The sequence below is a fragment of the Clostridium mucosae genome, assembly GCF_024622765.1.
In the GTDB taxonomy this organism is placed as follows: domain Bacteria; phylum Bacillota; class Clostridia; order Clostridiales; family Clostridiaceae; genus Clostridium.
This window is the reverse complement of record NZ_JANKAF010000001.1, coordinates 218,412-237,998: the sequence shown is the minus strand read 5'-3', so window position 1 is coordinate 237,998 and position 19,587 is coordinate 218,412. Positions and strand designations below refer to the sequence as shown.

22 protein-coding genes are annotated in these 19,587 nt (G+C 27.4%); 4 read left to right on the top strand and 18 right to left on the bottom strand.

Going from position 1 to position 19,587, the window contains the following annotated elements; all coding sequences use genetic code 11:
* Nucleotides 1–142: 142 nt before the first annotated feature.
* Together NSA50_RS01180 and NSA50_RS01175 are read right to left on the bottom strand one after the other, a co-directional pair.
* A complete protein-coding gene (locus NSA50_RS01180) occupies nt 143–1,285 on the bottom strand; it encodes a pyridoxal phosphate-dependent aminotransferase (protein ID WP_257442328.1) in 1,143 nt (380 codons plus the stop codon).
* 201 nt (nt 1,286–1,486) lie between these two features.
* Complete coding sequence (locus NSA50_RS01175) at nt 1,487–2,026, bottom strand: cob(I)yrinic acid a,c-diamide adenosyltransferase (RefSeq protein ID WP_195264108.1); 540 nt, start codon at nt 2,024–2,026, stop codon at nt 1,487–1,489.
* A 151-nt stretch (nt 2,027–2,177) separates the two neighbouring features.
* Between NSA50_RS01175 and dapD the strand changes: the two genes are divergently transcribed.
* Nucleotides 2,178–2,891: a 2,3,4,5-tetrahydropyridine-2,6-dicarboxylate N-acetyltransferase gene (dapD, locus tag NSA50_RS01170; RefSeq protein ID WP_195428422.1), complete on the top strand. Its 714-nt coding sequence runs from the start codon at nt 2,178–2,180 to the stop codon at nt 2,889–2,891.
* 50 nt (nt 2,892–2,941) lie between these two features.
* On the opposite strand, the gene NSA50_RS01165 is transcribed toward dapD, so the two are convergent.
* Both NSA50_RS01165 and NSA50_RS01160 read right to left on the bottom strand, forming a co-directional pair.
* Complete coding sequence (locus NSA50_RS01165) at nt 2,942–3,607, bottom strand: single-stranded DNA-binding protein (RefSeq protein ID WP_195264000.1); 666 nt, start codon at nt 3,605–3,607, stop codon at nt 2,942–2,944.
* A 111-nt stretch (nt 3,608–3,718) separates the two neighbouring features.
* Nucleotides 3,719–4,477: a polysaccharide deacetylase family protein gene (locus NSA50_RS01160; RefSeq protein WP_458339754.1), complete on the bottom strand. Its 759-nt coding sequence runs from the start codon at nt 4,475–4,477 to the stop codon at nt 3,719–3,721.
* Nucleotides 4,478–4,599: 122 nt separating this feature from the next.
* On the opposite strand from NSA50_RS01160, the gene NSA50_RS01155 reads away from it, so the two are divergent.
* Nucleotides 4,600–5,133 carry a DUF4364 family protein gene (locus tag NSA50_RS01155; protein WP_195263998.1) on the top strand — a complete coding sequence of 178 codons (534 nt, stop codon included), beginning with the start codon at nt 4,600–4,602 and terminating at the stop codon, nt 5,131–5,133.
* Here the strand turns inward: NSA50_RS01155 and NSA50_RS01150 are convergent.
* On the bottom strand, nt 5,130–6,026 hold the full coding sequence (locus NSA50_RS01150) for a YncE family protein (protein WP_195263997.1): 897 nt from the start codon (nt 6,024–6,026) through the stop codon (nt 5,130–5,132). The genes NSA50_RS01155 and NSA50_RS01150 overlap by 4 nt on opposite strands.
* Before the next feature lie 202 nt (nt 6,027–6,228).
* On the opposite strand from NSA50_RS01150, the gene NSA50_RS01145 reads away from it, so the two are divergent.
* Nucleotides 6,229–6,477 (top strand): TIGR03905 family TSCPD domain-containing protein, encoded by a 249-nt coding sequence (locus NSA50_RS01145; protein ID WP_195263996.1) that lies wholly within the window; start codon nt 6,229–6,231, stop codon nt 6,475–6,477.
* Between the two features lie 16 nt (nt 6,478–6,493).
* Here NSA50_RS01145 and NSA50_RS01140 read toward each other — a convergent pair whose 3' ends face one another.
* Both NSA50_RS01140 and NSA50_RS01135 read right to left on the bottom strand, forming a co-directional pair.
* On the bottom strand, nt 6,494–7,123 hold the full coding sequence (locus tag NSA50_RS01140) for a peptidoglycan recognition protein family protein (protein WP_257442327.1): 630 nt from the start codon (nt 7,121–7,123) through the stop codon (nt 6,494–6,496).
* Between the two features lie 105 nt (nt 7,124–7,228).
* A complete protein-coding gene (locus NSA50_RS01135; protein WP_195263994.1) occupies nt 7,229–7,603 on the bottom strand; it encodes a hypothetical protein in 375 nt (124 codons plus the stop codon).
* A gap of 489 nt (nt 7,604–8,092) precedes the next feature.
* On the opposite strand from NSA50_RS01135, the gene NSA50_RS01130 reads away from it, so the two are divergent.
* Entirely contained in the window at nt 8,093–8,716 is a 624-nt protein-coding gene (locus NSA50_RS01130; RefSeq protein WP_195428425.1) for a biliverdin-producing heme oxygenase, read from the top strand.
* Between the two features lie 25 nt (nt 8,717–8,741).
* On the opposite strand, the gene NSA50_RS01125 is transcribed toward NSA50_RS01130, so the two are convergent.
* The 11 genes from NSA50_RS01125 to NSA50_RS01075 form a co-directional block, all read right to left on the bottom strand.
* Nucleotides 8,742–9,173, bottom strand: coding sequence for an Rrf2 family transcriptional regulator (locus NSA50_RS01125; RefSeq protein ID WP_195263992.1), 432 nt, complete (start codon nt 9,171–9,173; stop codon nt 8,742–8,744).
* A gap of 263 nt (nt 9,174–9,436) precedes the next feature.
* Nucleotides 9,437–10,363 carry a cysteine synthase A gene (cysK, locus tag NSA50_RS01120; RefSeq protein WP_195428426.1) on the bottom strand — a complete coding sequence of 309 codons (927 nt, stop codon included), beginning with the start codon at nt 10,361–10,363 and terminating at the stop codon, nt 9,437–9,439.
* A gap of 154 nt (nt 10,364–10,517) precedes the next feature.
* A complete protein-coding gene (locus tag NSA50_RS01115; protein WP_257442323.1) occupies nt 10,518–11,468 on the bottom strand; it encodes a TDT family transporter in 951 nt (316 codons plus the stop codon).
* Between the two features lie 242 nt (nt 11,469–11,710).
* Nucleotides 11,711–12,661 (bottom strand): TDT family transporter, encoded by a 951-nt coding sequence (locus NSA50_RS01110; RefSeq protein ID WP_195263989.1) that lies wholly within the window; start codon nt 12,659–12,661, stop codon nt 11,711–11,713.
* A 23-nt stretch (nt 12,662–12,684) separates the two neighbouring features.
* Entirely contained in the window at nt 12,685–13,908 is a 1,224-nt protein-coding gene (locus NSA50_RS01105; RefSeq protein WP_195263988.1) for an NAD(P)/FAD-dependent oxidoreductase, read from the bottom strand.
* Nucleotides 13,908–14,321 carry a 4Fe-4S dicluster domain-containing protein gene (locus NSA50_RS01100; RefSeq protein WP_195263987.1) on the bottom strand — a complete coding sequence of 138 codons (414 nt, stop codon included), beginning with the start codon at nt 14,319–14,321 and terminating at the stop codon, nt 13,908–13,910. Before NSA50_RS01100 ends, NSA50_RS01105 begins: the two co-directional genes overlap by 1 nt.
* Before the next feature lie 9 nt (nt 14,322–14,330).
* Nucleotides 14,331–16,415: a molybdopterin oxidoreductase family protein gene (locus tag NSA50_RS01095; RefSeq protein WP_195263986.1), complete on the bottom strand. Its 2,085-nt coding sequence runs from the start codon at nt 16,413–16,415 to the stop codon at nt 14,331–14,333.
* 183 nt (nt 16,416–16,598) lie between these two features.
* Nucleotides 16,599–17,054, bottom strand: coding sequence for an MOSC domain-containing protein (locus tag NSA50_RS01090; protein WP_097032876.1), 456 nt, complete (start codon nt 17,052–17,054; stop codon nt 16,599–16,601).
* Nucleotides 17,055–17,058: 4 nt separating this feature from the next.
* Nucleotides 17,059–18,030: a GTP 3',8-cyclase MoaA gene (gene moaA / locus NSA50_RS01085; protein ID WP_195263985.1), complete on the bottom strand. Its 972-nt coding sequence runs from the start codon at nt 18,028–18,030 to the stop codon at nt 17,059–17,061.
* A gap of 1 nt (nt 18,031) precedes the next feature.
* Entirely contained in the window at nt 18,032–18,526 is a 495-nt protein-coding gene (moaC, locus tag NSA50_RS01080; RefSeq protein ID WP_195263984.1) for a cyclic pyranopterin monophosphate synthase MoaC, read from the bottom strand.
* A gap of 9 nt (nt 18,527–18,535) precedes the next feature.
* Entirely contained in the window at nt 18,536–19,552 is a 1,017-nt protein-coding gene (locus tag NSA50_RS01075) for a molybdopterin-binding protein (protein WP_195263983.1), read from the bottom strand.
* Nucleotides 19,553–19,587 lie beyond the last annotated feature (35 nt).

Below are 19,587 nucleotides of genomic sequence, written 5' to 3'. Positions count from 1 at the left end.
TATTGAAATATGTTCGTAATCCATGAACAATATTAAATGTATTTTATTGAAGTATTATGTAATAAAATAAGAATATTTATTCAAAACAAAAAGCCGATTAACTATGTAATCAGCTTTTTATTTCGAATAAGTTTAAAAAGTCTTATCTTATATTAAGTTTCTTAATATACCTCTCTAAAGAGTTTAATGCAATTTCTAGTTCTTCAATAGAATAGCAATATGATATTCTAATATATCCTTCTCCCTTACTACCAAAAGCACTTCCAGGTACACATGCAACTTTTTCTTTTTTTAATAAATTTTCACAAAATTCTTCTGAACTACTATTAAATTGCTTTATAGATGGAAATATATAAAACGCTCCACTAGGCGAAAGGCACTCTATCCCCATAGAATTTAATCTATTTTCTACATATGTTTTTCTCTTTATAAATTCTTCTTTCATTTTTTCTACATTGTATAAACCATGCTTTAACCCTTCTAAAACACCATACTGTCCAATTGAGTTAGTACAAGATACATTGTATTGATGAACTTTTGCTATTTCTTTTAAATATTTCTCACTTGCAGCAATAAAACCTATTCTAATACCAGTTGCAGAGAACATTTTTGAAAATCCTCCTATATAAATGATATTTTCTTTTATTTCACTGCACATTGCTACACTATAATAATCATCATAACAAAAAGCTTCATATATTTCATCGCTAATAACAGTTAGGTTATATCTTTTTATTAAATCTATTAATTTGTTATACTCATTTTTCTTAAGAACTGCACCTGTAGGATTACATGGATATGATAATACCATGTATTTTATATTTTGCTTTTTTAATAAATCATTTAAATTATCGAAATTTATAGAAAAATCATCATTTAAATTGTAACTAATAACTTCTCCACCTAAAATATTGACTATATTTTCATAAGCAGGATAACTTGGATTAGGAATAAGTACTTTATCGTTTTTATTTATTAATGAAGAAATTGATGAATACAAAGCTTCACTTCCACCCACCGTAATACATATTTCTTCCATTAAATAATTAATACCTTTTCTATTTAAATAAGTAGAAATTTCTTTTCTTAATTCTAAAAGTCCAAAATTATCTGTATAAACCGTTTTATCTTCTTTAATAGCTTTTATCATACCATCTTTTATTTCCTTTGGAGTTTTAAAATCTGGCTGCCCTAAGGTTAATGAAATTGCCCCATCTACTTCCTTTACTTTATTAAAAAATCTTCTTATACCTGATATTTCAACATTATTCAAATTTTCATTCATTCTAATAGCCCCCTATTTGACAATGGACAATGGACAATTGACAATGGACAATGGACAATTGTCCATTTAGGATGATTTGCAAATCAAAACTTAGATTTAATTGGTTCATTGCACCTTTATTTTAAAATCCTTAGGATTTTCCCCTTAATTATCCATTATTCATTATCGATTATCCATTATGAAAATGTTCTTATTTTTATACTAATATTCTATTCCTTTTCTTGCCTCAACTCCGTCTTCAAAATAGTGCTTAATGCACTTCATTTCTGTAACTAAATCACTCTTTTTTAAAATTTCTTCTGGTATATCTCTTCCTGTTAGTATAAGCTCCATAGTTTTTGGTTTATTATCAATAATATATATTACTTCCTCCACTGTTAAGAACTTATTATGCAAAACTCCCATTATCTCATCTATTATTAAAACATCACATTTATTTTCTTTTATAGTATCCAAAATAAATTTATAACCTTCTCTAATTTCAAGCTTCAATTCTTCTTTCTCAGCTTCATTTAAATTCCAAACAAAATCCCTTGGTTTTTCGAATCTAAACAACTTAAAGCTCTCTCCAAGCTCATCAATTGTTTTTAGTTCACCAGTTGGTCCACCTTTTAGAAATTGAAGCATATATATTTTTAACCCATTTCCATATGCCCTCATACCTTGACCTATGGCTGCAGTAGTTTTTCCTTTTCCATCTCCAGTATAAACTTGAACTAGTCCTTTATCTAATTTCAATATTATCAACTCCTTTTTATAAATTGTACATTATGTACAACTCTATTGTAAATCAAATATATTTTAACATATTTTTACTTCTTTCCTATTGATATACATTGAATATATTGATATAATTTCTTCATTCTAACCTTATAGTATAGGAGGGTATAATATGAACTATAATGAGTTAACAGATCCTTATGAAATTGCAAAATTCATAAGGGATACACAAAAAACAACACCAGTAAAAGCTTATATTAATGGAGATCTAAGCAACTCAGATTTAAAAGATCTTGAATGGTATGGTAATAATAACTTTTATATACTTTTTGGCGAGTCTAATATAATTAATGAATTTATAAAAGAAAATAAACATCTTATTAATCACTATAGGTTTGAAAATGATAGAAGAAATTCAGCTATTCCTATGCTAAACATTTTAGATATAGATGCAAGAATAGAACCTGGTGCAATAATAAGAGATAGGGTGAAAATTGGCAAAAATGCTGTTATTATGATGGGTGCAGTAATTAATATAGGCGCTGAAATAGGAGAAGGTACCATGGTAGATATGAATGCAGTGGTTGGCGCTAGAGGAAAACTTGGTAAAAGAGTACATTTAGGAGCTGGAGCCGTAGTTGCAGGAGTTCTAGAACCTCCAAGTAAATCTCCTTGTGAAATTGGAGACGATGTTTTAATAGGTGCTAACTCTGTTATTCTAGAGGGAGTAAAAATTGGTAGTGGATCTGTCGTTGCAGCTGGATCAGTAGTAGTTAAAGATGTTCCTTCCGGTGTTGTAGTTGCCGGTAGCCCAGCTAAGATTATTAAAATAGTAGATGAGCAAACAAAAGATAAGACAAAACTTTTAGAGGATCTTAGAAAATAGCTCCTACATAATAAAAGGTGAAAAGCATAGCTTTTCACCTTTATTTCATATTACATGACTTCTTGTTCATTTCCTTCATGTTCTGATTCTAAATGATCATTTTGAACCTTTTCCATTTTTGACACAGATACTTCATAAGCAATTTTTTTAATTACCTCAGTATCATTTACCTTCTTTTGATATTCTCTACTTTGTAATCTTCCCCAAACTCTAATATTATCTCCAACTTCTAGAGTTTGGCAGAATCTTGAATTTCTTCCCCAAGCAATTGTAGGAATATAATCTGATTTATTATATGCTCTATTTACAGCTAATAAAACATCAGCAATTTCTCTTCCAAATGGAGTTGTCCTATAAACAGGCTCCTTACATATATATCCATCTAAGAAAATTTCATTTGGATTTTTACTTCTCTCAATACAAGGTTCTATATTTCTAGCAAATACAGTTAATATAAGTTTATTTGACCCATCAACAAACTTATTATAAGATCTTAATTGTCCATCTACTATTATTTCCTTACCAATAGATAAATCCATATTAGCTATTAATCTTTCTGATACTGTTATGTTTAAAACATCAACTGAATCACTAAGTCTCATAACCTCCATTGAAAATGTATAAAACCCTTCCCCATACATTTCATGGCTAAATTCTAGTTCTGATATTACTTGTCCCTCTAAATAAATCTTGTTATTTAACATCAAGTTGTCCATCTCTAACCCCTCTCTCCCTTAGTAATAATTTTAATTAGTTATACTTTTTAACCCCACCGGATACATTTCCATTATAATACATTATATCATCATTTTTCAATATTTTTTCATTTATTTTTTTATTTGTTCACCTTTATCATCAATATAATAATTATCTTCATATATCATTTGACCAACTTGAGTAAAGCTATATCCATCTTCACTAAGTTTTTTTATTATTCTATCTAGATTTCCCGGTGTATACTTTGCATTATTATGAAAAAGTAAAATAGATCCTGAAGTCACTCTCTTCATAACCCTATTATACTCTTCATCTGCACCAACTTGCTTCCAATCAACTGAATCAACATCCCATTGAATACATTTATATCCTTGACCACTTACAAAATCCAAAGATTTTTTATTATAGTCTCCACTTGGAAATCTAAACAAGCTAGGCTTAATCCCTACTGTTTCTTCTATTATCTTATCTGTTTTATCTAGTTCTTCTTTCATCCTAGTTTCATCTATTTTTGTAAACATTGGATGAATGTAACTATGGTTTCCTATCTCATGACCTCCCTCCTTTATCTTCACAAGCTTTTCTCTATTTTCTTCACTATAATTTACCCAGCCTCCCATTATAAAAAAGGTTGCCTTTACATTATATTTATCTAGTACCTCTAATATGTTATAAATTTCATCTTTTTCAGCCCAATTTATATCAAAAGTTAATGCTATAACTTTTTCATCTTTATTAACTCTATAAATTGGCTTATCATTAGATACTTCTACGGAAACCTCTTTGAATCCATCTTTAAATATAATAGAGAAAACCATAGTACATGCTAATAATAGTAAACTTATTACTACTCTATATCTCCTTTTCACAAAAAACTCCTAAAATTGCTATTATTTATTTATATTCTAAAAAATAATATTAATGACTATAATAACAACTTAGTAAAATTTATGATATAATTAATTTATACTTTCTAAAATGGAGGTTTAATATGTACGAAAACTCAGCAGAATTAGCAGAAAACAAATTATTAGTTTTATATGTAATGGAATCTTTAAAATCCCCCGTTACCAATACCCAACTTACTGAAATTATATTAGAAAATAACTTTATAAATTATTTTACTCTTCAGCAATATATTAGTGAACTTGTTTCATCAGAATTTTTAAGGTATGACGTTGTAAATGATAAAAATTTAATTTATATAACAGAAAAAGGATCAAATGTTCTTTCTTTCTTTTCTGATAGAATTTCTGCAATGAAAAAGAAGATAATCGATGACTATCTTCTTGCAATGATTGACTCTATAAAAAAGGAGTTAACTATTAATAGTGATTATACATTAGGAAAAGATGATACTTTTATAGTAGATTTACAAGCATTAGAAAATGAAAATCTTTTAATTTCTCTAAAAGTATCTGTTCCATCTAAAAAACAAGCTCTATCCTTATGTAATAGATGGAAAAGTAACCCTTCTGAGATTTATACTAAAATAATGAACTCTTTATTTAGTGACGATGATTAATATAAAGTCATAGCATTAGGCTCCTTACCTACTGTTATGACTTTTGTTTTATTTATATTTAAATTAATGCATATAATTCTGCCATTTAAATAATCTGATACAAAAGCTATTTCCCCTAATTTTATTATTGATTTAGGCATGCCACCCAAACTCATTTTTCTAAATTTCTTATAATTGCTACGGTCTATTATAGTAAGAGTTCCATCTCCAAAATTACAAATATAAATACTTCCTTCATCTTCCAAGATATCTACAGGTGATTTTCCAACCTTTATTCTATTTATAGATTCAAATGTCTTTATATCAAACACCTCTATATATCCATTTTTATCGTCACCCATATAACTTTCACATACATATAATAATTTTTTATCATTAGAAACTTTAATTTTGGTTGGATATTCTAATGTAGTTAACTCATTTATTACTTTATTTGTAGTAATATCTATAATAGACACATTATTACTTTGAAAATTTGAGATAAATAACAAATTAAGACTTTTACATAATTCTATATTATGAGGCCAACTATTAACAGTTATATCCAGTACTATCTTTTTTTCCTTTATATCATAAATAACAACTGAATTAGATTCAGAACATGCAATATATAAATAGTTTTTATCTATAGCCAAGTCATTTGGATGAGCTCCTACATAAATACTATTTTCCTCTTTAAGTGTATCCATATTTATTATAGATATTGAGTTACTATAACTATTTGCAGTATAAGCTATATTGTTGGCTAAACAAATACTACTAGGACCTAAAGGCTTGTCTTCATTTTTTAATAATATTTCTTTAGTTGCTAATTCTTCTTCACCAAAATCTTCATCTATAGATACTTTGCTTATAGAATCACTACCTGTATTACATACAATTAAAGAGCTCATATCACACCTTCCTTTCTAGAAATTGAATAAAGATTAATAGATATCTAATTTCTATAAATACTATGTACACTTACAGTATATGATTTATTTAGTTAAACGTAACAACTTTTTATCTTTTATTTCAAATTTCCACATTTTCTCTTCATTTCTACTTGATATAGATATATAATACTACTTGTACAATATTTAGGAGGTATATAAAATGTTCGTTTATAAAACTAATGGGGTTTGTTCTACAGAAATACATTTAGATGTAGAAGATAATATTATTAAAAATGTTGAATTTGTTAGAGGATGTTCTGGAAACCTTATGGGGATATCAGTTTTAGTAAGAGGCATGAAAATCGATGAAGCTATTGAAAAATTAAAGGGAATCGATTGTAAAGGTAGAGGTACATCTTGTCCTGATCAATTATCTAAAGCATTAGAAGAATATAAAAAATCTGCATAATAAAAAGGAGTACTAGTTACTCCTTTTTATTATAATTTTTAATTAAATTTATTACTTTATCCCTAGTATCTTCGAGAGGAAATTTTTTTCCTGGACAAAGTGTACTATAAACATCTCTATGTCCTATTATTTTATATATATCATATTTTAATGATATATATAATGATAGATTATATAAGCTTTCTAATTGTTCTCCTGTTGGATATTCTTCTTCAAAATTTCCTTCCAAACAAATTCCGATTGAACTATTATTTTCGCCTTTTGTATGAGCACCTTCTGCATTTTCTGGTCTTCCAGAATATATACTGCCATCTTTTCTTATATAATAGTTGTATCCAATTCCTTTCCAACCTTTAGATTTATGATATTCATTTATCTCTTCAGGACTCCATTTACTTCTTGCAGAGTGATGATATATTATCTTATTTGGCTTATTAGTTAATTCTAAGCTTTCTTTCCACTTATAATCTATATATATAATATTTAAATCTTTTTCTAATAAGTTAAGATCATTATAACTAATATCTATATTATAAAAATATCTATAACTTATCTTAAAATAGCTTCTTATATTTTCCCTACATAATATTAATATAATAAAAAGACCTATAGGAAGCATTATTAATAAAATTTTTTCTAATTTCAAATCTATCACCGTTTTATAATTATATATTATTTCTCATTCTTAAATTATTATGAAAAAAGGGTAAATATTCTAAAACCAGAATATTTACCCAAACTTTATACATTTCTACAAAATGGAGCTTATTAATGAAGATATTAATCCTCCAATTACTAAAGATACAGTTGTAATATCGATATTTATATTAACTTTACAAGAATCGATTATTCTTCTTCTATCGATTTCATTTGTTTCTAAGCTTATATTAGCTAGCCACTGTGGATTAATTCGACCAAAATCTTGAAGCGATAAGCTCATAGGATTTCCTCCTACTGCAGAAAATATCCCCATCATTAATATTATTATGCCTTCAACAAAAAGTACATCTCTAAAATTGTACCCCTTAAAGTTAGAAATAATTTCTCCTAAGCTAAAAGAAACTATCAAACTAATAATAAAAATAGTTATAAATTTTGATAAAGTTTTTGAATTCTTTTTAATCATAAGAATCACCATCCACCCTTCTTTGAAATCAATTACATTATAGCATTCTAGCCATTTCCTTACAATACCTACTAAACTTTCAATATATATTTAAATTATTAATATTATAAAATTTTCTAATTATCTTTAAATAAAATAGCATTTATTGTATATATTATTTTTTATAATTTAAACTATGTACAAATGTTTTATCATATAAATATATTTTTTGTACTTTTAAAAATTTTTCTTTCACAATTAACTTACTTATTAATTAGAAATACCGTTTTTCAAATTTCCATCCCTAGCATTAACTCTGTTCATATTCAAACTATTATGAACAACGTTCAAGATATGTTATGATAATCTATCAAATTGACTTTTTAAGGCAAAATCTAAAAGATTTTGAATCATTATAGAATTTGATATTTTAAATATTAAAAAGTATTATTAATATAAAGATTTAGTTAATGATCTTTATTTAATTGTACTTTTTAAGGAGTGAATAAAATGAATAATTTAATGATAGAAATTAAAAATAGAAGTAATATATTACACAAAGCAGCAGAAAATACTGGTTTCACAAGAAGACTTCTTGATAAAAATGCTACAGTTGAAAGTTATGCCGAATATATCTATAACTTATATTATGTATATAAAGCTATTGAAAATAATTTGGACAATTTAAAGAATATAGAAACAATTACCCCATTTGTGACAACAGAATTATACAGATCTGAATTAATTAAAGAAGATTTAAAAAATATTTTATCTATTAACTCATTCACCCCACTTTCATCTACCATAGCATATGTAAATAGAATTAATAATGTTTGCGAAAAGAATCCAAAATTAATCATTGCTCATGCATATACAAGATTTTTAGCAGATTTATTTGGTGGTAGAATGTTTTATAGTTTGCTAAAAGACCATTATAATATAAATAACAATTGCCTAAACTACTACTCTTATAAAAATCTTGGAGATATGAAATCTTATATAATGAATTATCATAATATGTTAAATACACTTACTCTTACAGAAGATGAAAAAGATGAATTTATCATTGAGATTTGTAATTCATATATTTATAATATAGCAATTTCAAATGAATTAGATTCTAAATGCTTTTAAAAAGAAGTGGCTTTGCCACTTCTTTTTAAATATAATATATAATTGTATCTTTTGATTTCTTATAATCATTTACTAAATCTTCTAATGTTATAGAAGAAAAATATTTGCTTATTAAACAATTTATCTCTTTCCATAAATTTTTATTTATAAAATCTTCTACCTCATTTTCTTCTTCTTCATTTATATCTATGAATATATTTTCACCTTCTAGAACTTTTAAAATTTCACTAATTGTTAATTCACTTGGATTTTTTCCTATTGTATATCCCCCTTGAGCTCCTTTTCGACCAACTATAATACCGCCCTTTCTTAGCAAAGAAAATATTTGTTCCAAATATCGTTCTGAAATATTTTGTCTTTCAGATATTGTCTTTATACTCACATTTTCACAATCCATATTTATAGCTAGATCAATTAATGCTCGTAAACCATATCTTCCTTTAGTTGAAATCTTCACATAATCACCTTTTTCTTATTATTTTATATATTTCAATTAATATCTTCCTAAACAAATATAATATAAAATAAATAGTTAATAAATTTGTTCAATACAAATAGTAAAATTGAAAGATTAACTTTAATTTTTTATAAGTTATTAAATAATATCTTTATTTAAATACTCTATTATTATGTCTTTTATTTAATCATATAACTTCTATTATAACTCATATATTTAATATATAAAAGCCACTACTATAAATAGCAATGACTTTGTTAGAATTATTTATATAAATCAGTTGATAAATATCTTTCTCCTGTATCTGGTAATAGGACAACAATATTTTTCCCCTTATTTTCTTCTCTGTTTGCAAGCTCTGTGGCTGCTACTATAGCTGCTCCTGCTGATATTCCAACTAATAGTCCTTCTGTTCTTGCAAGATCTTTAGATGCTTTAAATGCATCTTCATTTTCTACTGCAATAATTTCATCTATTACGGAAACATTTAGATTTTTTGGTATAAATCCAGCTCCTATACCTTGTATTTTATGAGGCCCTGGCTTTCCACCGGCGATAACTTGAGAATTTATTGGCTCAACAGCTACTATTTTAACATTAGGATTTTTAGCTTTTAAAACTTCTCCTACTCCAGTTATTGTACCACCTGTACCAACTCCAGCTACAAAAATATCTATCTTTCCATCTGTATCTCTTAATATTTCTTCAGCTGTAGTTTTTCTATGAATTTCCGGGTTAGCTGGATTATCAAATTGTTGCAAAATAACTGCATTTTCTATTGTATCTTTAAGTTCATTAGCTTTAGCAATAGCTCCCTTCATTCCTTCTGTCCCAGGAGTAAGAACTAATTCAGCTCCTAACGCCTTTAAAAGATTTCTTCTTTCTAAACTCATGGTTTCTGGCATAGTTAATATTAATCTATACCCTTTTGCTGCAGATACAAATGCTAGTGCAATACCAGTATTGCCACTTGTAGGTTCTATAATTACTGAATCTTTATTTAAAATTCCATTTTTCTCTGCATCATCTATCATTCCGTATCCAACTCTATCTTTTACACTTCCACCTGGATTGAAATATTCTAATTTACCTATAATGGTAGCTAAAATTTTCTTTTCTTTATTATAATTAGATAATTCTAGTAAAGGTGTATTCCCTATTAATTCAACTAAACTTTTTGCTATTTTCATTTTAACCTCTCCTCCATTTCCTACTACTCCGATATGTTTATTATTATAATTATATAATACTCCATTTTAATTAATTTGTGAATACTTTTTTTGAATTATAAAAAAAGAAACTGTATCGTTATTATAATACAATTTCTTTTAAATTAAACATATTTTAATTTTCTTTAAAACTTTTCATAAACATAGTGAAAAAATTAAATAAAACAAAACTTATTATAGCAGTTGTAATATATATTTGTATTCCTGAGATTTGCTTTGTAATATTTCCCAATACTTCATATCCTTCATTAATTAAAAAGCCTGAAATTTTAATTGAAGCTAAAGTACCTATAGCCATTGGGAATGTTAATCCTGCAAAAGCTGGAGTAAATTTGTAAGAGAAAAATTTCGGTAGCTTGTACACTACAAATAAAAGTGTAATGACTACTAAAATATATAATAAATATAATACAATTTTATTAGGTTCTTTAACAACATTTATATAACTAACTACACAAAGACTTGATGGAGCTAATAGAATTGCTTGTGTATGGAAAAATGCTTCTTTTAAAGGTAACCTTCTTAATCTTATAATCATGAATGGTAATATTAATAATAATACTAATATACCATAATATAATACTATCTTGCTTATCAAAGGTTCTTTCATAACAGAACCTACAACTGTTGAAACCATTATACCATTATAAGTTACAAACCAACTTGGAACAAATGTATCTTCATTTACACCTTTAATTACATTTCTATATGTAAATATGATTATATGTATTGCATGTAAAATAAGACCTATTAACCATAATATTTTTCCAAATGAATTATTATAATCAAAATAATACGATCCTAATATCATTGTTATCATAGTTATTCCTGCATAAAGGCTCGCTGGAACTGTATTTGAATATTCTTTTTTACAAGTAGGATAGAATGCTAAAATTTTAACTAAATATACTATTAAAATACAAGTTGCTATCCACATTGTTAAATGCCTTACCCAAGTATACCCTAACGATGAGTAAATATTCGATAATGTCGCTGCTCCTACCATTGTAGGTAATATTGGAACAGGTAAATTTTCAATTTTTCTAAAAATTAAATTATTTTTCATAACTCCTCCTAAGTCAGTTTTAATAATTATATAAAATTCTCATTATAACTTTGTTACTTATTGTTAATTTTTTCACTTAGATATGCATAAAAGGCCTTTCAAACATAATTCAACGCTATTATTATATCATTTAATAATATAATTACCGTGATTTTTATCACGAATTCTATTTTTATTTTTAATAAAATACACACTTTACTGAACCATTTATGAAAACTTTAGTTCAATAAAGTGTGCTATTTTTAACTTTTTTTTAAGCTTTTAAATAATATATGTGTAAATTTATATAAAACAAAAGCTATTATAGTTGTAGTAATATATATTTGTATTCCACTTATTTCTTTTATAATGTAACCTAAGAAATTATTATTCATTTTTATAAAAAATGATGATGCCTTAATTGACGCTACTATCCCAATTGCCATTGGGAACGTTAATCCTGCAAACCCTGGTGTAAAAGTGTAAGAAAAAAACTTAGGTAACATATATAAAATAAATAGTAATGTCAAAAATATTATAGTATATAAAACATATATAAGAACCTTATTAGGATTATTAATAAAATTTAAATAACATACTAAACAAAGACTTGATGGTGCTAATAATATAGCTTGGGTATGGAATAGTGCTTCATCTATAGGCTCTTTTCTTAACCTAGAAATCATAAATGGAATTATTAATAAAAAAGCTACTATTCCATAATACACTATTATCTTACAAATAAAAGGTTCATTCATAGGAACTCCTACTACAGCAGAAACCATTATTCCATTATACGTAACAAACCAACTAGGTACAAATGTTTCTTTTTTTATGCCTGGAAATACATTTTTATATGTAAAAATTATTATATGTATTGCATGTAATATTATACCTATATACCACAAACCTTTTCCTATTAGTTTATTAAAATCAAAATAATAAGATCCTAATATCATTAATATCATAGTGAATCCAGCATATAGACTTGATGGAACCGTATTACTATATTCACTTTTACATGTATCAAAATATAGTGTTATTTTCATGATATAGGCAATTAATATTATAGTTGCACATATCATTGTTATATGCCTTATCCACGTATATCCTAAAATTTGATACACATTTGATAAAGTAGCTGCCCCAACCATTGTAGGCAAAATTGGTACTGGCATATTTTTTATTTTTTTTAATATAGATTTCTTTTCCATGATTTGCTCCTTTGTATTTATTATTAATATACAAATTCTAAGTTTTCTGTTTCATTAAAGAAATCAGAATAATCTATATCAAATAAAGGCTTTTTAACTCTATCTACATTAATTTTTTGCTTTATAAGTTGAGTCAAAACTCCAACATATGATAAATCCCCTTGAACTATAGCTCCATAAATTGCACCATCTTTATAAATTATCTTCTTATAATCTTTTCCATCGATATCAGTTATTTCTTCATAACTATCATCCGGCTTTACTACCAACCCTAATGACATTGTAGCAACTCCACAAAAATTCATTGTATTTTTGCTTCCAAAAAAATCCTCCATAAAACTTTCTTTACCTACCATATTGTTTGCTGCTATCATTCCTTCTTTAACAGCAGTTGGCCATATTGGATTTCTTCCTGTTATATCCCCTGCTCCATAAACATCTCTAACATTTGTTTCACCTTTTGCATTTATTATAAGACCAAATTTATCACACTCAACTCCACTATCTTTTAAAAAGCCTACATTTGATCGGACTCCAGTACAAGCAATTATCAATTCACAAGGTACCTCTTCTCCAGTGCTAAGCTTTATAGAAATAGGATTATTTTCATCATCTACAATTACTTTTTCTGCCCTAACGCCAAATTTTAAATTTACTCCCTCTTTTTTTAATCTTTCTTCGTATATATTAGCTGCATATTTATCTAATTGAAGAGGAAGTAGTCTATCCCCCATTTCAATCAATGATATATTTACGTTATAATCCAGCAATCCTGCTAAAGCATCAACTCCAACAAGTCCAGCACCTAGAATTGCAACATTTTTTACTTTTCGAGCAATATTTTTAATTTTTATAGCATCATCTAAATTTCTTAATCCTATAACATTATTAGCACTCCTTAAATTTTCTATTGGAGGCAAAAAAGATGATGATCCAGTAGCAAGTAAAACTTTATCATAACTTAAATTTTCTTCATTAGATAATTTTAATAATTTTTCTTTTATATCTATTCCAATAACTTCTACTCCTTTTATCCATTTTATTTTATACATTTCAAAAAAGTTGTCAGGAGTAAAGTCTAAATCTTTAATATCCCTTCTCCCATCTAAAAAATGATGAAGTATACATCTTGAATAAACATGATCATCCTTAGATACCAAAACTATTTCTGAATCTTTATCATGTTCTCTAATAGTTCTTGCAGCATTAATTCCAGATGCTGATGCACCTACTATAACATATGACATTATTTATATACCTCCTCTAAGGTTAATGCTCCCATAGGACATCTATCTACGCAATGTGGATATTTAGTATCTGTAGATAGACACATATCACATTTCATTACTTCTCTATTAGTTTGATAATCCATTTTTAATACTCCATAAGGACAACCCATTATGCACATATAACATGTCGCACAACGACTTTTATCATATATGACATATCCACTTTCATCATCTCTTCTCATTGCTCCAGTTGGACATGAATATACGCACTCTGGTCTTGTGCAATGCCTACAATAAATTGGTGCATACCTTCCTTCACTATTAATAACAATCCTTCCTCTTGTATCTCTACATCCATGAGAAACCTTACAAGCAGTTGTACAAGTTAAACAGCCTATACATTTCTTTCTATCGATTTTTATCCTTTTCATAATAATCTCCTAATTGATTTTTTCTATTTTTACTGGACCATATTTATAATTAGGTTCCTTTGAGTACGTATCAAATATTGATGGCAGTACAGAATTTGCTTCTATATAATGCATTGGTGCATAAAGCTGATCTTTTTTAACAGTTCTACTTAACTTAACAAGGAATTGGTTGCTTATTCCATTTGGTGAACTTACTTTAACCATATCATTTTCTTTAATACCTAGCTCTTCTGCTAAATCAGTATTTATATTTATGTACCCTTTCTTCATAATTATAGCTTCTACATCTGGAATTTCTCTTGTTCTTGTTTGGGTATGCCATTGCCCAACTGTTCCTCTACCTGTATTTAAAATATATGGATATTCTTCACTTTGCTCAAAAGGAGGATTAATTATATCTTCATAAATAAATTTTGCTTTTTTATTTGGAGTATAGAACTTTCCATCTTCAAATAATCTTCTTTCTTCTTTTTCAATATCATCTCCTTCTTTAAATGGCCATTGAATTCCCTTTGAGTCCTTTAGCATATCATAGCTTACACCAGTTATATCACAAGGCATATTTCTAGTACACTCCTTCAAAGTTTCAAAGGCATCTCTTGGTGTTTTCCATTTATCTAAAAGACTTCCCATTCCAAGAGCATTTCCTATTCCTAGTAATATGTCATAATCACTTAATTCATCTTCTTTCTTTTCAAGCACTGGCTGAATCTTGGATAATCTTCTTTCCGTATTTATTAAAACACCTTCTTTTTTCAACCCATTTGTTGAAGGAAGTATAAGATGAGCATATTTACAGGTTTCTGTATCACTATAAATATCCTGCACTGCTAAAAACTCTAATTTTTCAGCTGCTTTTTTAAATTCCAAACTATTTATCCATGATACAACTGGATTTGTTGCTAGTACCCAAAGGGCTTTTATTGTTCCATTATTTATACCTTCAATTATTGCATTATATGGTATTGTAGGCTTTTTAGGTAGCATCTCTTCGTCAATTCCTAAAGCTTTAGCGACTACTTTTCTTCTAGCTTTATCAGTATATTCTCCTCCACCATAAAGTCCAGTAGTATTACTAAACAATCTTGATCCCATAGCATTACATTGACCTGTTATTGAATTAGCTCCAGTTCCAGGCCTTCCAATATTTCCAGTCATAAGAGCCAAATTTATCACGGCTTGTGCAGTTCTAACAGCTTGATATCCTTGATTTACACCCATAGTCCACCAAAATGATACTCTTTTTCCTTCATGTATTATTTTAGCTAATTCTAATACTCTTCCTTTTGATATTCCTGTGTACTCTTCAACATCATTTATGTCATATTTTTTAACATGATTTTTAAATCCTTCAAAATCTTCAGTACTATTTTTTATAAATTCTTCATCTATCCACCCTTCTTCAATTAATACATTTGCTAATGTATATAAAAGTCTTAAATCACTTTTAGGCTTTATATCTATCCACATGTCTGAATTAGTTACTGTTTCAGTTCTTCTTGGATCTATACTTATTATTTTTTTATCTTTATTTCTATTTTTTATAACTCTACTCCAAAGGATTGGATGCGCTACTACAGGATTACAACCTATAAATATCATTACATCCGATAATTCTAAATCTTCAAATGTGTATGGTGGAGAATCAAACCCAAAACTTTGTTTATATGCAACAACTGCTGTTGCCATACAAAGCCTAGTATTTCCATCTCCATTCCCTCCTAAGAATGTTCTTCCAATATGCCCTGCCAATGCCATTTCTTCTGTACATAATTGACCTGTACTCAGAAATGCAAAACTTTCTTTACCATATTCATCTTGAATTTTTTTTACTCTTTCTGCAAATATATTAAATGCTTTTTCCCAAGATATATGTTCTAATTTCCCTTTTTCATTTCTTAGTAATGGTAATACAGGATTTTCATATATAGTATTTTGTTTATCTAAATTAAGACCCTTAACACAGCAAAATCCTTTATTTACAGGATAATCCTTTGCTGGCTTAACCCTTTGTATAAATCCATCATCTTCAACATGAAAATCAAAATTACATGCTATGGAACAATAGTTACAAGTAGATCTAACAACTTTCATACTTTTTACCCCTCTTTAACAAACATTTTATAGATATTATTAGTATTGTTTACTTTTTATATTCACGCTAAACAATTAATTATATTTATCCTCTCATAATTTAAATTTCATCTATTTATTTTTTTACAATAAAAAACATCTTGATATTTGATTATTAAAACCAAATATCAAGATGTTTCCTTATTATAAAGTAAATACTTTCTTTTCATTATCTAACAAAGTACATTTATCTCCAACTCTTACTTTTCCACCTTTTAATACCCTAGTAAATATACCATTTTTAGGCATTATACATTCTCCAACTTGATAATATATAGCACATTTATCATGACATTCCTTACCTATTTGAGTTACTTCTAAAAGTACTTCTCCTACTGTTAATCTTTGACCAACTGGAAGTTTATTTAATTCTATTCCATCTACTACTAAATTTTCTCCAAATGCACCAAAATCAACATTTCCACCTTTATTTCTAAATTCATCAATTTTTTCAAAAGCTAATAAACTTACTTGTCTATGCCACTTACCAGCGTGAGCATCACCTTCTATTCCAAATTCCTCTATGAAGTTTGCTTCTTCAACTTCATTTTTTAAAGTTCCTTTGTGTTTACTTGTACATATAGCTAAAACCTTGCTCATATTTTTATCCTCCAATTTGATTCATAAACTTTAATTCTTTATCATTACTTTTTTGCATAAACAAATGTTTTTCCGGCTTATCAAAAATACTATTTTTTATTGCATGTGATAATTCACTATCTGAAACTCCGCTTCTAATTAATTCCTTCAAATCAATACCATAATTAAAGTGTAAGCATTGTTTTAAAAAACCTTCTGAAGTTAATCTAATCCTATTACAATCCTCACAAAAACAATTGCTTATAGCACTAATAAATCCAACCTTACCTCTACCGCCATTTACTTTTATATAAGTTGCTGGTCCACCACTATTAATTCTTTTAACTTCTTCGAAATTTTTATAATTATCTTTAATAATATTTATAATTGCTTCATTATTAATCCCTTTATATTTACTTCCTACTCCAATAGGCATAAGCTCTATAAACCTAACATCTATTGGCTTTTCTAAAGTTAAATTTACAAAATCAAGTATTTCATCATCATTAATGCCCTCTATCATAACTGTATTTAATTTAACTTTTATTCCAAGTGAAATACATTTATCTATTGCTGCTAGTACCTTTTTTAAATCTCCTAATCTAGTTAATCTTTTAAAGGTTTCTTTCTTTAATGAATCCAAACTTATATTAACACCTTTTAGTCCTGATTTTGCAAGAATTTCTGCTTTTTCTTCTAGTAATATTCCATTTGTAGTCAAGTACATTTCTTCTATGCCTGGTATAGTGTTTATCCTTTGTATTAGATCTACTATATCTTTCCTAACTAAAGGTTCTCCACCAGTGAATCTAACTTTTTTTATACCAAGCTTTGCACTTTCGCATACTATTTTATATATTTCATCATTAGTTAATTTATCTTCATCTTTAAGAAAAATATTATTCTTCTCTTCCATGCAATATATACATCTTAAGTTACAATTATCGGTTAATGAAATCCTTAAATAGTCTATTTCTCTATTATATTTATCTTTCATATTATTTTAAAGAGCTATCATAAAAATTAAACTCGCCGCTCTTCCCCCCTGTTTTTTTAAGTAAATGAGTACCTTCTATAATCATTCTTTTATCTACAGCTTTACACATATCATATATTGTTAATGCTGAAATTGTTGCTGCAGTTAATGCCTCCATTTCAACTCCTGTTTTATCTACTATTTTTACAGTTGCTTTTATTTCAATACTACTTTCTTCATCATTTATCTCAAAATCAATATTACAACTAGATATCATTAATGGATGGCACATAGGTATCAAATTAGATGTTTGCTTACTTGCCATTATTCCTGCAACTCTAGCTACACCTAAAACATCACCTTTACCTATTTTTCCTTCTTTTATAAGCTCTAAGGTTTCTTTGCTTACTTTTATTTTAGAAACTGCAATTGCAACTCTCTCAGTTTTATTTTTTTCTGATACATCTACCATTCTTGCATTTCCACTATTATCAAAATGAGTAAATTTATTATTCATTATATCCTCCTATTTTCCAAAAGAACAATGTGGGAAAGTACAAACCTTACAATCTAAGCACATTCCACCATGTCCATAAGCTGCTATATCACCTAAAGTTAATTTTTCATCTGCTAGTATTCTTGGCAGCACTAAATCTAATACTGTTCTTTTTGAATACATAGCACAACTTGGTACTCCAAGTATTGGAATATCTTTATAATAAGCTAGTAAAAACATAGCTCCTGGTAATACTGGTGATCCATACGTAACAAGTTCTCCACCACATTCTTTTATTGCTGTTGGAGTTACATCATCTGGATCTACTGACATCCCTCCTGTACATATAATCATATCTACATTTTCTTTAAAGCCATTTTTTATTTCTTCTATTATTCTTTCCTTGGAATCTGGCAAAATAACTTGCTTAATGACTTCACTACCATAATATCCAAGTTTTGATTTTATAACTGGTAAAAAGGCATCTTTAATTCTTCCGCTATAAACTTCATTACCAGTTGTTATAAGTAAGCATTTCTTAGGCTTTATTTCCTCTATATAAATTATTTTATCTTTTATTAATTTTTCTGCATTAATTATTTTTTCTTCATCAATTATTAATGGAATAACTCTAGTTGCACCAATTTTTTCTCCTTTTCTTATTGGAGTATTATTATGCAATGTTGATACTATTATTTCTCCAAGGCTATTAAGTTTAAATAATTCTTCTTTATCTATTTTTAAAACTCCATCTATATCTGCAAAAAAGTCAACTTTTCCTTCTTTTATTTCTTCTGACTTACATACCCCATCTCCAAGTACAAGATTTGAAATTCTAATTGCAGCATCATTTTCATGCAATTCTCCTTCACTAGGCTCCCATACATAAATGTGTTCTTTCCCTATAGATAGCAGTTTTTCTATGTCTTCCGCTTTTATAATATGGCCCTTTTTAAAAAGTCTTCCTTTAAATTCTCCTGGTATTATTTGTGTAACATCGTGAGATAATATACAACCAACAGAATCATATACGCTTATCATTTTCATTATAATGCATCTCCTATAAAGTTAATCATTTGTCT

What these genes read in the sequence shown, in the direction of transcription:
- NSA50_RS01180 (WP_257442328.1), bottom strand. Translation starts at nt 1,285, where the DNA reads ATGAATGAAAATTTGAATAATGTTGAAATATCAGGTATAAGAAGATTT.
- dapD (WP_195428422.1), top strand. Translation starts at nt 2,178, where the DNA reads ATGAACTATAATGAGTTAACAGATCCTTATGAAATTGCAAAATTCATA.
- NSA50_RS01165 (WP_195264000.1), bottom strand. Translation starts at nt 3,607, where the DNA reads ATGGACAACTTGATGTTAAATAACAAGATTTATTTAGAGGGACAAGTA.
- NSA50_RS01155 (WP_195263998.1), top strand. Translation starts at nt 4,600, where the DNA reads ATGTACGAAAACTCAGCAGAATTAGCAGAAAACAAATTATTAGTTTTA.
- NSA50_RS01150 (WP_195263997.1), bottom strand. Translation starts at nt 6,026, where the DNA reads ATGAGCTCTTTAATTGTATGTAATACAGGTAGTGATTCTATAAGCAAA.
- NSA50_RS01145 (WP_195263996.1), top strand. Translation starts at nt 6,229, where the DNA reads ATGTTCGTTTATAAAACTAATGGGGTTTGTTCTACAGAAATACATTTA.
- NSA50_RS01135 (WP_195263994.1), bottom strand. Translation starts at nt 7,603, where the DNA reads ATGATTAAAAAGAATTCAAAAACTTTATCAAAATTTATAACTATTTTT.
- NSA50_RS01130 (WP_195428425.1), top strand. Translation starts at nt 8,093, where the DNA reads ATGAATAATTTAATGATAGAAATTAAAAATAGAAGTAATATATTACAC.
- cysK (WP_195428426.1), bottom strand. Translation starts at nt 10,363, where the DNA reads ATGAAAATAGCAAAAAGTTTAGTTGAATTAATAGGGAATACACCTTTA.
- NSA50_RS01115 (WP_257442323.1), bottom strand. Translation starts at nt 11,468, where the DNA reads ATGAAAAATAATTTAATTTTTAGAAAAATTGAAAATTTACCTGTTCCA.
- NSA50_RS01110 (WP_195263989.1), bottom strand. Translation starts at nt 12,661, where the DNA reads ATGGAAAAGAAATCTATATTAAAAAAAATAAAAAATATGCCAGTACCA.
- NSA50_RS01105 (WP_195263988.1), bottom strand. Translation starts at nt 13,908, where the DNA reads ATGTCATATGTTATAGTAGGTGCATCAGCATCTGGAATTAATGCTGCA.
- NSA50_RS01100 (WP_195263987.1), bottom strand. Translation starts at nt 14,321, where the DNA reads ATGAAAAGGATAAAAATCGATAGAAAGAAATGTATAGGCTGTTTAACT.
- NSA50_RS01095 (WP_195263986.1), bottom strand. Translation starts at nt 16,415, where the DNA reads ATGAAAGTTGTTAGATCTACTTGTAACTATTGTTCCATAGCATGTAAT.
- NSA50_RS01090 (WP_097032876.1), bottom strand. Translation starts at nt 17,054, where the DNA reads ATGAGCAAGGTTTTAGCTATATGTACAAGTAAACACAAAGGAACTTTA.
- moaA (WP_195263985.1), bottom strand. Translation starts at nt 18,030, where the DNA reads ATGAAAGATAAATATAATAGAGAAATAGACTATTTAAGGATTTCATTA.
- moaC (WP_195263984.1), bottom strand. Translation starts at nt 18,526, where the DNA reads ATGAATAATAAATTTACTCATTTTGATAATAGTGGAAATGCAAGAATG.
- NSA50_RS01075 (WP_195263983.1), bottom strand. Translation starts at nt 19,552, where the DNA reads ATGAAAATGATAAGCGTATATGATTCTGTTGGTTGTATATTATCTCAC.